This window comes from Bradyrhizobium sp. INPA03-11B (assembly GCF_040446015.1).
GTDB classification, from domain to species: domain Bacteria; phylum Pseudomonadota; class Alphaproteobacteria; order Rhizobiales; family Xanthobacteraceae; genus Bradyrhizobium; species Bradyrhizobium macuxiense_A.
Map to the genome: position 1 here is coordinate 1 of NZ_JASGSR010000075.1, position 14,259 is coordinate 14,259.

10 protein-coding genes and 1 pseudogene are annotated in these 14,259 nt (G+C 65.4%); 6 read left to right on the forward strand and 5 right to left on the reverse strand.

What is annotated here, in order from left to right; all coding sequences use genetic code 11:
* Positions 1–902: 902 nt before the first annotated feature.
* Positions 903–1,565: a response regulator transcription factor gene (locus QMZ05_RS26880; RefSeq protein ID WP_353703499.1), complete on the reverse strand. Its 663-nt coding sequence runs from the start codon at positions 1,563–1,565 to the stop codon at positions 903–905.
* Entirely contained in the window at positions 1,562–2,983 is a 1,422-nt protein-coding gene (locus tag QMZ05_RS26885) for a histidine kinase (protein WP_353703500.1), read from the reverse strand. Before QMZ05_RS26885 ends, QMZ05_RS26880 begins: the two co-directional genes overlap by 4 nt.
* A gap of 225 nt (positions 2,984–3,208) precedes the next feature.
* On the opposite strand from QMZ05_RS26885, the gene QMZ05_RS26890 reads away from it, so the two are divergent.
* The 4 genes from QMZ05_RS26890 (at position 3,209) to QMZ05_RS26905 (ending at position 7,081) form a co-directional block, all read left to right on the forward strand.
* The gene (locus QMZ05_RS26890; RefSeq protein WP_353703501.1) at positions 3,209–4,144 is read left to right on the forward strand and encodes a DUF2380 domain-containing protein; all 936 of its coding nucleotides are present in this window, start codon (positions 3,209–3,211) and stop codon (positions 4,142–4,144) included.
* Between the two features lie 135 nt (positions 4,145–4,279).
* Positions 4,280–5,191: an amino acid ABC transporter substrate-binding protein gene (locus QMZ05_RS26895; protein ID WP_353703502.1), complete on the forward strand. Its 912-nt coding sequence runs from the start codon at positions 4,280–4,282 to the stop codon at positions 5,189–5,191.
* A 284-nt stretch (positions 5,192–5,475) separates the two neighbouring features.
* Positions 5,476–6,492 (forward strand): ABC transporter substrate-binding protein, encoded by a 1,017-nt coding sequence (locus tag QMZ05_RS26900; RefSeq protein ID WP_353703503.1) that lies wholly within the window; start codon positions 5,476–5,478, stop codon positions 6,490–6,492.
* Positions 6,493–6,796: 304 nt separating this feature from the next.
* Positions 6,797–7,081: a hypothetical protein gene (locus tag QMZ05_RS26905; protein WP_353703504.1), complete on the forward strand. Its 285-nt coding sequence runs from the start codon at positions 6,797–6,799 to the stop codon at positions 7,079–7,081.
* Positions 7,082–7,170: 89 nt separating this feature from the next.
* Here QMZ05_RS26905 and QMZ05_RS26910 read toward each other — a convergent pair.
* Positions 7,171–7,356: pseudogene (locus QMZ05_RS26910) on the reverse strand (hypothetical protein); the annotation flags it as partial.
* A 432-nt stretch (positions 7,357–7,788) separates the two neighbouring features.
* On the opposite strand from QMZ05_RS26910, the gene QMZ05_RS26915 reads away from it, so the two are divergent.
* Both QMZ05_RS26915 and QMZ05_RS26920 read left to right on the forward strand, forming a co-directional pair.
* Positions 7,789–8,976 (forward strand): NADH:flavin oxidoreductase/NADH oxidase, encoded by a 1,188-nt coding sequence (locus QMZ05_RS26915; protein WP_353703505.1) that lies wholly within the window; start codon positions 7,789–7,791, stop codon positions 8,974–8,976.
* Between the two features lie 186 nt (positions 8,977–9,162).
* Positions 9,163–10,515, forward strand: coding sequence for a S41 family peptidase (locus tag QMZ05_RS26920; protein ID WP_353703506.1), 1,353 nt, complete (start codon positions 9,163–9,165; stop codon positions 10,513–10,515).
* Positions 10,516–10,647: 132 nt separating this feature from the next.
* Here the strand turns inward: QMZ05_RS26920 and QMZ05_RS26925 are convergent, their stop codons facing one another.
* On the reverse strand, positions 10,648–13,380 hold the full coding sequence (locus QMZ05_RS26925) for an EAL domain-containing protein (protein WP_353703507.1): 2,733 nt from the start codon (positions 13,378–13,380) through the stop codon (positions 10,648–10,650).
* 355 nt (positions 13,381–13,735) lie between these two features.
* Positions 13,736–14,257 carry a cyclic pyranopterin monophosphate synthase MoaC gene (gene moaC / locus QMZ05_RS26930; RefSeq protein WP_353703508.1) on the reverse strand — a complete coding sequence of 174 codons (522 nt, stop codon included), beginning with the start codon at positions 14,255–14,257 and terminating at the stop codon, positions 13,736–13,738.
* Positions 14,258–14,259 lie beyond the last annotated feature (2 nt).

Consider the following 14,259-nt stretch of genomic DNA (forward strand, 5'->3'; position numbering starts at 1 on the left):
TGCATTGCCGATTCTGGAATCCCAGGCTCAGCGTCCGAGTCAATCTGTCGCATCAGATCTGTGCATGCCCTAGTGCGGAAGCAGGGACCCATACTCCGCGGCGCATGCGACGAACGGGACTCGTCGTTCCGACATCGCTCACTAATCATCAGTCGTGGTTATGGGTCCCTGCTTCCGCAGGGACGACGACAAGTCTGATTTCGCATCGCCAGCCAAGCAACGCGGCGTCATCACCCGCGAAAGGGGGTGATCCAGTATTCCAGAGGCGGTCGTGCTTGAGCCGAGGGGCCGCGGCGTAATGGATCGCCCGGTCGAGCCGGGCGATGACAGTTGAGATGGGGATACAGCTTTCCGCGCGCGCGAGCGCAGACCTCTCACATTCTGGATAGCGCCAGGCCGAGATAAGCGATGAGCGCGCCGGTGCTGAGAATGATGACGACGAGCGCCTGCTCCGAACGTGCCTGTAGGGTTTTCCGGGTCACGGCGATGACGCTCCTTCGTCGAAAATCATTCTGTCCAACTCACATCGATGAAGGTCCGTTCCGGTTCCTGCCAGGGAACTTCGACGAACGTCCGGCGGGTGACAGGTCGGGGCTGTTCCAGGCCGGAAACGAGCAACGCCGCCCGCATTGAATACGGGCGGACGGCACTGGTTCTAGCCCCAGGAGGGATGGCAAAATCCTGACCTGTACGGATACGGACGAGAGCCGCGCAGGGTTCACAGCTTCGGCCCCGTACGATTCCGGTCATCCGAAGGAGCGGAGCAAAGCGTCGCGATAAGGTCTAGGATGATGCGACTGAGTTGCTCTGGCCCCGGCGACCCCCCTCGCTGGGGCCCTTTGTTTGCAACACCGATCTCGATGGGCGCCGGACTGCATCGCCAGGTGGCGCCCGATGCGGTCTCACCGTTCGCGCAGGTCGACCTGCGTCAGGATGCCCTGCCGCAGCGCGAGGCGGACCAGTTCGATATCCGTGCCGACGCCGAGCTTGTCCTTGATCATCGAATGCAGGTTCGCGACCGTCTTGGGGCTGAGATGCAGCGCCTCGGCGATCTCGTCGGTGGTCTTTTCCGCGAGCAGCATGCGCAGCACTTCGAACTCCCGCGCGGTCAGGAGGTCGGCGGCAGCGCGCTCGCCGGCGAGGTGGCTGAGCGCGAGCTCGTGGTCGATGTCCGGACTGATCGCGATCTTGCCCGACAGCGCATCCATCACGGCATGCACCAGCGTCTCCGGCGGGCTGGTCTTGGTGACATAGCCGCTCGCGCCGGCGCGGATCGCCTGCACGGCAAAGGCCGCGTTCTGGTGCATGGTGAACACCAGGATCTTTGCGCGCTTGTCCCACTGCCTGAGGCGCCGGATAGCCTCGATGCCGCCGATGCCGGGCATCGACAGGTCCATGATCACGAGATCGGGCCCGGTCTCCTTGTACAGGCGGTAGGCCTCCACGCCGTCGGAAGCCTCGGCGACGACACGAAGGCCCGGCTGCTTCTGCAGCATCGCCCGGTAGCCTTCCCGAACCACGGCGTGATCGTCGACCAGCATGATGGTTCGCGCCGCATTGCTCATGCCGCGCGTTCCACGGCTGCGGCCTCAGCGCCGGCAGCAACGGGAACGACGACGCGGAGCGATGCGCCATGGAGCTGCCCGGCCTCGAAGCTCAACCGTCCGCCGAGCGCGGCGACCCGCTCGCGCATGCCGAGCAGGCCCATGCCGGACTTGACCTGTAGGTCGCCGTGGGGATCGCCGGGCCTGCCATCATCGTCGATCGCGAGCGCGATTTCGCTGTCGCCGCCGGAAGGCGCCTCGCGCATCTCGAGCCGCAGCACCACGCGCGTGGCGCCGGCGTGCTTGGCCGCATTGGTGAGCGCCTCCTGCACGATGCGGTAGAGATTGGCGCTGACGGAAGCGGGCAGGCGCGCGAACGAGCCCGATAGGGTGATCTCGAACCCTGGCTGCCCGCGGCTGCGGCCATTCCAGCCGGCGATCAGGCCCTCCAGGCTCGCGGCGAGACCGAGCTCGTCGACATCGGGTGGTCTCAGCCTGAACAGGGCGCCGCGCAACGTCTCCATCATGTCGGTCGCGGTCCGCGCGATGCCGTCGCATTCAGCGAGCAAAGGCGGGCAATCCTGGATCGCGGTCAGGCGCGCGGAGGCGGCGAGCGCACGGATCGCGGCCAGCGACTGCCCGAACTCGTCATGCAGCTCGCGCGCGAGATGCCGGCGTTCCTCGTCCTGCACCAGGATCAGCTTTTGCGTCAGCGCGTTGCGGTCGGAGAGTGCGGCGGCGAGGCGCTCGGCGAGCTGGTTGAAGACGTCGCCGATCGCCGACAATTCGGCGAGATCGAACGGCGGCAGGCGCGCGGCGAGATCGCCGGCGGCGATCCGTTCGAGGCCGTCGCGGATCAGCCGTGTCGGACGCAGCGCACGCGATAGCGCCGCATAGACCAGCGCGCAAAGCAGCGGCAGCGCGATCATGAGCACCGCCATCAGCCGGCCGGCATCGTGCCAGGCCTCGGCCGTCAGCACGGCCGGATCGACCCAGACGACGGCCTCGCCGATCGCATGGCCGCGCGCAACCACGGGGCGGACGGCCTCGCGGCCGGGATCGAACAGGCGGCGATAGAGCGCCGCAAAGGCCAGCGGCGGCGGCGCGGCCGTATCGGTCTGCGCGCCGCCGCAGAAGCGCTGGCTGATCTCGCTGCCATTGCTGCGGAAGGCAAGGCACAAGCCCGGCGCCATGACCGAGGCGGCCACGCTGTCGAGATCGGGGAACTCGGTGTGCGGATTGTTCAGCCACTGGATCTTGTTCTGTTGCAGCTCCAGCGTCCGGGCGGCGATATCGGCAACGGCGGTGATCCTGGCGCGCACCGAGCGGTCGGAGTCGAACAGGAAGTAGCCGGAGATCACGGCAAAGCAGAGTGTGGCCACGGCGGCCACACGCAAGGTCAGCCGCAGCTTCAGATCGCTTCCGGACCAATTCCGCATTGGCGTATCCTCGGGGTCGCAGGCGGCCTTCGACACCCGTTGCGGGCAGGGCCGTCATGCGCATTAAACGGCAGAATGGACGGGTCGAGAAGCGCCGCGGTGGGGGCGAACCGCCGTCGTGAAATTTTCCCGGCACCGGCCGGGAGACGCTCCGCTGCGGTGCGGAGGTGGCCGCCGTAGACCTGCGGTCGACCCGCCCGCACCCGCACCTGAAAGGCCCGGATCATGCGCCAGTCCCGCCTCGTCTTGTACGCCGTCCTGTTGATCGGCCTCCTGGCCGGACCTTGTCCGCTTCGCGCCGAAGCCGCCGCCGCGCAGGCATCCCCGCTCGGCGTCAGCATCGACGATTTCAGCTATCTCGACACCTCGGGCGAGGTGGTCGATCAAACCGCCGCGCATCAGAAGCGGCTCGATGCATTCATGGCCGCGCTGCGCGCCGATGTGGCCGCAGAGCCGCGCTATCGCCTGGTCCCGTCAGCGGCGCCGGCAGGCGAGGCCCGGATCAAGGTTGTCGGCGGCGTGCAGAAGATGAGCACGCTGATCCAATGGGCCAAGATCGCGGTGATCGATGTCAGCGCGAGCCGTGTCCTGTACGAAAAGCTCTACACGTTTCGGGGTGACAATGATGAGGCGTGGGACCATGCGCGGATGTTCGTGTCGCGCGAGGTGCGCGCTGCCCTTGCGGCCGCGCTGCCGCCGGCGCAGGCCGCGGCCACAGCGCCGATCGGACTTGCGGTGTTCGAGTTCGAGCTCGAGGACACCTCCGCCACGCCGGCGTCCGGCCTTGCCGGCTCCGATGCGGCATATCTGGCCGATGTGACCAGCGGTGTGCGTGACCGGCTTGCGCAGTCGGGCCGCTATCGCCTGGTCGATACCACCGGCGCGACCGCGCAGCCCGTCAAGGCGCGCGTACTGCGCGACTGCAACGGCTGCGAGGCCGCGATCGCGAAGGAGCTCGGCGCCGATCAATCGCTGATCGGCGTGATCAGGCGGGTCAGCCGGACCGAATACACCGTCGGCTTCCAGGTGCGCGACGCCCGCAGCGGCGCCGTCGTCTCACGCGGCGACAGCGGCTTGCGGATGGGTGCCGATTATTCCTGGACCCGCGGCGCGGTCCATCTGGTCGGCGACCGCCTGCTCGAGGGTGGGGCGCAGCGCTAGCCCTGGCGGCAACAGCGTTCGGCGAGCGGCAGGCGGACTATAGCAAAGCGCGATAGCTGTTAGACACGTCGTCGTCTATCGCCGAGCCTGTGCGTGGGTTATCAACGCCATCTGATCACCGCACAGGAGCCGCCGATGCGCTTGCCCGCCGTCCTTTTCGCTCTCACGCTCGCCGCGAGCCCCGTGGCAGCCGAAGAGTTGTCGGGCACGCTGCAGAAGATCAAGGAGACCAGGAAGGTCACGCTCGGCTTTCAGGAGGCGTCCGTTCCGTTCAGCTATCTCGACGACAACGCGAGGCCGATCGGCTTTGCGCTCGATATCTGCCTCCGGATCGTCGATGCCGTGAAGAAGGAGCTCGGCATGCCGGACATCGCGGTCGACTACCTTCCGGTCACCTCGTCGAACCGCATCCCCCTGATGGTCAACGGCACGATCGATCTGCACTGCTCGGCGACCACCAACAGCGCGGATCGCCAGAAGCAGGTGACCTTCACCAACACGCACTTCCTGAGCGCAACGCGTTTTGCCGCCAAGAAATCCCTCGGCATCAACACGATCGACGACCTCAAGGGCAAATCGGTCGCCGCCGTTGCCGGCTCGGTGAACTTGGCGCAGCTGATCCAGGTCAATACCGAACGCAAGCTCGGCATCAACGTTCTGCCCGCCAAGGACCAGGCCGAAGCGTTCCTGATGCTGGACACCGACCGCGCCCAGGCCTACGCGCTCGACGACGTCCAACTCGCGGTCGCGATCGCGCGATCGAAAGAGCCTTCGCTCTACATGATCAGCGATGAGGCCTTCTCGAAAGCGGAGCCGTTCGGCGTCATGCTGCGCCGGGAGGACGCGCCGTTCAAGGCGCTCGCCGGCCGCGCCACGGCGGAGCTCTACAAGAGCCCCGAGATCGAAGTGATGTACAAGAAGTGGCTGGAAGCGCCGACCCCGCCGAAGGGCATCAACTACAACGTCCCGATGTCGCCGGCGTTGCGGAGTGCGTTCAAAAATCCGAGCTCGAGCTACGATCCTGACGTGTATGAGGTTGCGAAGTAGTGCGGAGTAGGATGGGTGGAGCGAAGCGATACCCATCATTCGGGCCGCGGGATGCGTGATGGGTTTCGCTTCGCTCTACCCATCCTACGCGCTGTGCGACGCGGGTGCAGCCTGATTCTACGCTTGGTCAATGACGCGACCGGAAAACGGATCATCGCGCCAAGCCATCGATCCATGGAACGGCTTTTCGTGCGCGATGCGAAAAACGAAATAGCGTCTCATATACATCGGCGGATTTTCTCCTAAGCTTGCAGCGTAGTGATTGCTGATCAGGAGCAAAGCCGGTGACCACGCCAATTTCTCTCTCTCGACGTTCAGCGCTTGGCGTGCTCGCCGGAAGTCTGGTCGCTGGCGGCGCGCGCGCCCAAACAGGGGCGGGCGCGGGCGCCGATCTCGGCGGCGTCACGCTGCGCGTGGCGTATTACAAGGGCGGCTGGCGGCCGCTGCTACAGGCCGCCGGCGAGGACAAGACGCCCTACAGGATCGAATGGAAGGAGCTCAACAATGGTGTGCTCCATATCGAGGCGCTGAACGGCGACGCGCTCGACGTCGGTTCGGGCAGCGAGATTCCGGCGATGTTCGCGGCGCGCCAGAATGCCAAGGTGCGCTTCATCGCCGTCACCCATGAGGATCTCAACATCCAGGTCACGGTGGCAGCGAAGGATGCGCCGATCCATTCGATCGCCGACCTCAAGGGGAAACGCGTCGGCTATGTGCGCGCGACGACAGCGCATTATTTCCTGGCCAAGCAGCTCGAGGAAGCAGGCCTTGCGTTCGGCGATATCGAGGCCATCAACCTGACGCCGTCTGACGGTTACACGGCGTTCGCCTCCGGCAAGCTCGATGCCTGGGCGATCTACGGCTACAACGGGCAGCTTGCGATCGCCAAGCAGGGCGCGCGCCTGCTCAAGACCGGCGTCGGTTATCTCTCGGGGAACTTCCCGATCTACGCCAACCCCAGGGCGGTCGATGATCCGCTGCGCCACGCGGCGGTGAGCGACCTGTTGCTGCGGATCCAGCGCGCCTATGCGTTCGCCAACAAGAATTTTCCGATCTATGCGGCCGCGCAGGTGGCGGAAACCCATCTGCCGTTGCAGGACATTCTCGACCAGTTCGCCCGCCGCAGCGACGACTTCTCGCTCGCCGGCGTGACGCCCGACGTGCCGGACACCCACCAGAAGGTCGCCGACACCTTCCTCAAGCTTGGCGTGCTCGACGCGCGCGCCGAGGTCGGAAAATTCTGGGACACGAGCTTCAACGACGCGATCGCCGCGGGCGCGGCCAGCCTCGCGCGGATCTGATATTGGTCATGCGGGCGTAGCCCATTTGGGCTAGGGATCGGCGCCTTGACGTCACGTCATTGACGCGCGGTTCCCGCAAGATCGCTGCGCACTCCGTCTACCATGCTCTCAGGGGGGCGTGGAACTCGAAGATTTTACGGCCCCAGCGTGACGACTGGGGCCGCAGGAGGTGTTGTGTGCCTCTGGGGCAATGAATCAGAGCACGGCGACTGAACGGCACACAGCAGCGAACGTTCCACTGTCCGCGGCTGTGCCGTGCTGCCATGCAGACCGAGAAGGTTGCAGGCTGCGCCGCGCTCGTATCATGATGACGTCGATCAACCCGATTAGAATTCGGGTCTGGTCGATGATCCCGACACCGGCCTCCAAAGCCTTCCCGGGCCATATTCTGCGTGCAACTGATTTTCCTGGTTATGCCGATTGTTGTTCGGAGCTGAAATTGAATCACGACACGTTGGCCAAGCTCACCGTCACCATCATTGTCCTGGTCGCGCTGCTGGTGTGGCGCGTCGGCGACCAGAAGAAGGCGATTGCATGCGGCGCGGACTGCCCGACGGACGTGTCGGCGAGCCGGAAACCCGCCCAGTAGGATCGGAACTGTTCCGATCAGCAGCGTAATTCAAGCGACGCCGATCAGGCTCATCGATCGGCGTCGCTTCCGTTGAAAACCGGCAGGCGTTAGCGTTTCGCAGGCTCGCCGCTCTTGTTGCCGGGCAATCCCTTGATGTTCGAAGGATCCTGTTGCCGAACATGCTGGTTCTGCGAATTCGAGCCCACCGTGCTCTGTCCCTTGGCCGGCGGCCCGTTCTTGTTACCCGGAGCTCCGCTGATTCCGGTCCCGGAATTCTGGGCGCTCGGAGATGTCGCGGCATTCGTGGAATCAGTGGTGGCATCGGGGCGTCCCGGAGGCGTGGCGGCCGCGCCGGGTCTATCCTGGTTGCCGACATAACCGGATTCACCGGAGTTGCGGGTCTTGGCGCCCTTGTCGGCCTCGTTTTGCAGGTTTTGGGCAGCTGCCTGTCCCGTGATCATCGGGCCGGTTGCCACGACACCGGCGATGAACAACGCGATTGTGCTGGTCCTCATGAGTTTCCTCCTTCGGGTTGCCAGAGACAACGCGCGCGGCGATCATGATTTCCTCCGCGCTTGATATTTTCGATGCGGTGGAACAGACAATTTCGACGAACGCGCGTGGCCACGGCGTGCCTCTATCGGCCATCGCGCGGCGCGTATATCGTCGCTGGGAAAACCAAGATCGGCCCGGCGCGCCGGGTAACGACGTTCTGCGAGGAAGCGATGTCCGACATGCTGCTGTTTTCGCCGCTGACCATCCGCGGTGTCACGCTGAAGAACCGCATCGTGGTGCCGCCGATGCATCAGTATTCGGCCGAGAAAGGCTTTCCGACCGACTGGCATTTGATGAATGCCGGCAAGTTCGCCGCCGGCGGCGCCGGTCTCGTGATCGTCGAATCGACCAAGGTCGAACGCCGCGGCTGTGGAACGATCGGCGATCTCGGCATCTGGGACGACAAGTTCATCGCGCCGCTCAGCCGTGTCGCGGGTTTCATCAAGCAGCAGAACGCGGTCGCCGGCATCCAGCTCGGTCATTCCGGCCGCAAGGCACGCGCGAGCCGTCCCTGGGAGGGCGACCGTCCGCTCGAACGCAGTGCCGAGATCGAGGATTGGGATGCCTGGACGCCGGTGGCGCCGAGCGCGATTGCCCACAGCGAGCGCTGGCCGGTGCCGCGGGCGCTGGAAACGCATGAGGTGAAGGACCTCGTCGCGGCCTGGGGGCAGGCGGCGCAGCGCGCGCACGAGGCCGGCTTCGAGGTGCTCGAATTGCACGGCGCCCATGGCTATCTCGTGCACGAATTCCTCTCCGGGCGCTCCAACCAGCGCAGCGACGAATATGGCGGCTCGGAAGCCAACCGGATGCGCTTCCTGATCGAGGTGACCGAGGCGGTGCGCGCGCACTGGCCCGATCACAAGCCGCTGTTCGTGCGGCTGTCGGTCGAGGACAATGCCGGCTGGGGCCCGGAGCAAAGTGCCCGGCTGGCGGCGATCCTGAAGCCTAAGGGCGTCGACGTGATCGACTGCTCGTCAGGCGGAATCAGCGAGATGGCGCCGATCCTCGGCAAGGAGATCAAATACAACTATCAGGTGCCGCTGGCGGAATATGTCCGCGCCCATGCCGATATCATGACCATGGCGGTCGGCCTGATCATTCATGGTGACCAGGCCGAGCAGATACTGGGTGACAAACAAGCAGATTTGATCGCGGTCGGCCGTGAAATCCTCAATAACCCCAACTGGCCGATGGATGCGGCATTGAAACTCGGGGTTGAAGGGCCATTTCGCAATGTTCCTCCGCAGTTTGGCTATTGGCTGGGCACCCGGGCCAAGCGCGGATTCGGGACCCGGCCGTCGACCTGGCAGAACGGGTTGCGGGAGGCTGGGCCAGAGGCCGACCGGGAGCTGACGTGAGGCTGACTGGGGGCTGACTAAGTTGTTGATTTGGCGCTGACCGAGGCATCGTGACAGGACCGTAATGGTCCGGTGGCGGGGCGGCCTTGATCCGACCAAAAAGCCGTTGTGTGGTGCCCCGCGTCGGGGTGAGGTGGGCCGTATGTTGCGAAACGTTGCCGGCCGCTAGCGAAGGGATCACGGATAATGCGCAAACATGTTGGCTTCTTCCTCGGGACGGTTGCGGGGGCGTGTCTCACCCTGCTCGTGGCCTCGCCGCAGGGGGCGCATCTGTTCGCCGTCGCCAATGCCGCCGCGCATTCCGACAACACCTATTCGCAGCTCAATCTGTTTGGTGAGGTGTTCGAGAAGGTCAAGACCGACTACGTCGAGAAGCCCGAGGACTCCAAGCTCGTCGAGGGCGCGATCAACGGCATGATCTCCTCGCTCGATCCGCACTCCCGCTACATGAACGAGAAGGGCTGGGCGGAGATGCAGGAGACCACGCATGGCGAGTTCGGCGGCCTCGGCATCGAGGTCACGATGGAGGACGGCTTCGTCAAGGTGGTGGCGCCGATCGACGACACGCCGGCCTCGCGCGCCGGCATCATGTCGGGCGACGTGATCACCTCGATCGACGATGACCAGATCCAGGGCCTGACGCTCGACCAGGCCGTCAACAAGATGAAGGGAGCGCCCAACAGCTCGATCCGGCTGAAGATCATCCGCAAGGACGCCGACAAGCCGATCGAGGTCTCGATCACCCGCGAGATCATCCGCGTCCGCCCGGTGAAGTATCACGTCGAGGGCGGCGACATCGGCTATATCCGCGTCACCTCGTTCAACGAGCAGACCACCGAGGGCCTGCGCAAGGCGATCGGCGAGATCCAGAAGGAAGTCCCGCAGGACAAGCTCGCCGGCTACGTCGTCGACCTCCGCAACAATCCGGGCGGCCTGCTCGACCAGGCGGTCTCGGTGACCTCGACGCTGATGCAGCGCGGCGAGGTGGTCTCGACCCGCGGCCGCAATCCGGAAGAGACCCAGCGCTTCACCGCCCATGGCGGCGACATGACCAAGGGCAAGCCGCTCGTCGTGCTGATCAATGGCGGTTCGGCCTCGGCCTCGGAGATCGTGGCCGGCGCGCTGCACGACCACAAGCGCGCGACCCTGATCGGCACCCGCTCGTTCGGCAAGGGCTCGGTGCAGACTATCATTCCGCTCGGCACCGGCAACGGCGCGCTGGCGCTGACCACCGCGCGCTATTTCACGCCGTCCGGCCATTCGATCCAAGCGCTCGGCATCAAGCCCGACATCGAGGTGCTGCAGGACGTACCCGACGAGTTCAAGACCCGCTCCGAGATCAAGGGCGAGGCCTCGATGCGCGGGCATCTCTCCGCCGAGGGCGCCGAGCAGACCGGCTCGCAATCCTATGTCCCGCCGGACGAGAAGAACGACAAGGCGCTGGCGGCAGCCTTCAATCAGCTGCGCGGCGTCACTGTCAACGCCGACGCCAAGAACGCCGACACCAAGGCCGCGCAGAAGCGGCCGGTGCCGAACTAGTAGGCACGAACGCATCCACACGTCATGGCCGGGCATGACCCGGCCATCCATCAGTCTCGCAAAGCTCTTTCCAAATCGATGGATCCCCGGATCAAGCCCGGGCACGACGAGCTATTGAGTAACTTCCGAAAGTCAGGCCGTCCGAGCGACCGGCCTGCGCCTGCCAGGCCGGCTGGACCCCGCGGCGGGGCCGCGGCGATGCCCGGCCAGCAGCTCGCGGATCTGGGCGGCCGGCTTCGGCGCGCTGAACAGATAGCCCTGCATCTCCGAACAGCCGAGCTCGCGCAGCAATTGCTGCTGCTGCGCGGTCTCGACGCCTTCCGCCGTGGTCGTCATGCTGCGCTCGGTCGCGATGTTGACGACGGCCTCGACGATGCCGGCCGAGCCTTGCGGGTCGGCGATGTCGGTGACGAAGCAGCGGTCGATCTTGATCTTGTCGAACGGGAAGCGCTTCAGATAGCTCAGCGACGAATAGCCGGTGCCGAAATCGTCGAGCGCGATCCGGATGCCGATGGCGCGGAGCTGGTGCAGCGCGGCCAGCGCGGTCTCGTCGTCGCGGATCAGCACGGCCTCGGTGATCTCGAGCTCGAGCCGGCCGGCTGACAGGCCGGACGCTGCGAGCGCCGCGATCACCTTGAGCGCCAGCGTGCCGCTGCGGAACTGGACCGGCGAGACGTTGACTGCGAGCCTGATGTGATCGGGCCAGTTCACGGCCTCCTTGCAGGCCGTCATCAGCACCCATTCGCCGAGCTGGTTGATCAGGCCGGTCTCCTCCGCGATCGGCACGAACTCGGCCGGCGAGATCATGCCGCGCACCGGATGGCGCCAGCGCACCAGCGCCTCGCAGCCGGTGATCTCGTTGCTGCGCAGGTCGACGCAGGGCTGGTAATACACTTCGAGGCCGCTGCCCGCGGCGATGGTCCGCCGCAGCTCCATCTCGAGCTCGCGGCGGGCGCGGGCGTCGGCATCCATCGCCGGCTCGAAGAAGCGCGCGACGCGCCGGCCGGCCGACTTCGCCGCATACATCGCTAGGTCGGCGTTCTTCATGATCTGGTCGAGATCGGTGCCGTCCTTTGGCGCCAGCGCAATGCCGATGCTGGCGTCGGTCGTGACCTGGTGGCCGAGGCATTGATAGGGCGAGCGGATCACCTCGTAGATGCGCGCGACGAGGTCGCTGACCTCGAGCTCGCTCTTCACGCCGGTCTGCACGATCGCGAATTCGTCGCCGCCGAGCCGCGCCACGAAATCGCCGTCGCCGATCACGCCGCTCAGCGTTCGCGCGACGGATTTGAGCAGTTCATCGCCGACCATGTGGCCGAGCGAGTCGTTGACGCCCTTGAATTCGTCGATGTCGATATAGAGCACCGCGAGCTGGCTGTCGGGCGTGACGTGCGTCAGCTCGCGCTTGATCTCCTCGTGGAACAGCGCGCGGTTCGGCAGGTCGGTCAGCGCGTCGTAGTGGGCAAGATGCGTGATGCGCTCCTCGGTGCGGCGGCGCTCGGTGACGTCCTCATGGGTCGCGAGCCAGCCGCCATCGGCCAACGGCTCGTTGACGACCTGGATCGAGCGCCCGTCGGGCGTCGTGATCACCATGGTGTTGCGGATTCCGACGTCGCGCAGCACGATGTTGACGTAGCGTTCGACGTCGCCGTGGAACGAGCCGGTCAGGTGGCGATGCACGATGACGTCGCGGAAGCTGCAGCCGGGCCGGATGACGTCGGCGGACAATCCGTACATCTCGATATAGCGCTTGTTGCAGATCACCAGCCGCTGCGCGGCATCGAACAGCAACAGCCCCTGCGTCATGTTGTTGACGGCGGTGTCGAGCCGGAGCTTCTCCAGCGTCAGGCGCTGCTGCTGGGCGCGATGCTGCTGCACCAGCTTGCGCACCACCAGCGTCAGCAGGATCGCGATCGCCAGCACCGACACCGCGGTGACCGCGATCAGGATGCCCATCTGCTCGCGCCAGATGGTGAGCGCCGCCTCCTTGGTGGTCGTCGCCACGACGACGATCGGGAATTTGGTCAGTGCCCGCGACGACAGCAGGCGGTCCTTGCCGTCGACCGGGCTCGCCATCCTTGCGGTGCTCTGCGGCAGCTCGAACACCTGCTGCTGCTTGGCGGGACCGTTGCGGAAATTCTTCCCGATCAGCTCCTCGACATGGGGATAGCGCGCCAGCAGCGTGCCGTCGCGATGGTGCATCGCGATCGCGGCGCCTTCGCCAAGTGCGACGGTGGAGAAGAATTTCTCGAAGGTGGCCGGCTCGATGCCGCGGCCGACGACGCCGAGGAATTCGCCGTGCGGGCCGGTGACCTTGCGGACGATGACGGTGGTCCAGGTGCCGTTGACGCGGCTGATCACCGGCGCGACCTGCATGTCGGGCGAGTAGGGGCTCGACTTGAAGATCTGGAAATAGCTGCGATCGGCGATGCTGACCTGCGGCAGCGGCCAGGCGCCCGAGCTGTTGATCAGCAGCCCGTCGGCGTCGAACACGTTGAGGCTGCCGACATTGGACAGCGCATCCATCTTGGACTTCAGCATCGCATGGATGTCGGCGGACGACATCCGGAGCTTGTAGTTCTCAGAAGTCGCGATCCCGTTGTCGCGCATGAACGCGATCAGGTCGCGCTGGACCACTTCGAGATCGTCGAGCTGCTGGTCGAAATGCCGCGCCAGCAGCAGCACGGTGTTCTCGAGCTCGCGCTCGCTGTTGTGCAGGGCGCGCTCGCGAAAATTCTCGGCCATCAGGGTGGCGCCGATCGCGATCGCAGCCATCAGCACGGCACCGCCGAGGATCAGCCAGCGGATCGGACCGCTGCCGATCACCGAGGTGATGTTGAACGAGGCGCTGCCGTTTGGATTCATGTGTCGCTATCGCTTCCAGGCGTTTCACCCGGAAGTAGGTTTCGCGCACCTCCGGCCCGCGAAAGTCGTATCCAAACGAAATGGAGCACGGGTTAGCGAGATTGGTTAACGAATGGTTGCGGACATTGGCGGTTGGACTGCGCTCGGCTCTGTCACCGTCATCCCCGCGCAACGGCTTTGCCGTTGTCGCTGGAGGTGCGAGCGGAGCGAGCCTCGAAGGATCGACGGCCAGCAGCCGGGCCGTGCATCCTTCGAGACGCGCTTCGCGCTCCTCAGGATGACGGGGATAGAGACTCGTCCGGCCGACAGGTAGATCAGCTGAAGCTGTCAGTCCCGCGATGCGCGCCCGTTGCGATCAATCGCCGGCGCGATAGTGCCCGGACTTGCCGCCGATCTTCTCGATCAGATGAATGCCTTCGATGCGCACGCCGCGCTCGACCGCCTTGATCATGTCGTAGATCGTCAGGCAGGCGACCGAAACCGCGGTCAGCGCCTCCATCTCGACGCCGGTCGGCCCGGTCACCTTGACGCTGGCGCGGACGATGCAGCCGGGCAGCTTGCGGTCGGTTGCGATATCGATCGTGACCTTGGTCAACGCCAGCGGATGGCAGAGCGGGATCAATTCCGAGGTCCGCTTCGCCGCCATGATGCCGGCGATCCGCGCGGTCGCCAGCACGTCACCCTTCTTGGCTTGCCCCGACTCGATCAGCGCGAGCGTGGCCTTGCTCATCAGGACGCGGCCTTCGGCGACCGCGGTCCGTTCGGTCGCGGGCTTCGCCGAGACGTCGACCATGCGCGCGTCGCCCTTGGCGTCGATATGGGTGAGGGCCGTGCCCGGCGGCTCGGCTTTGTCTTTGGCTTTGGACTTCCGCGCCATCG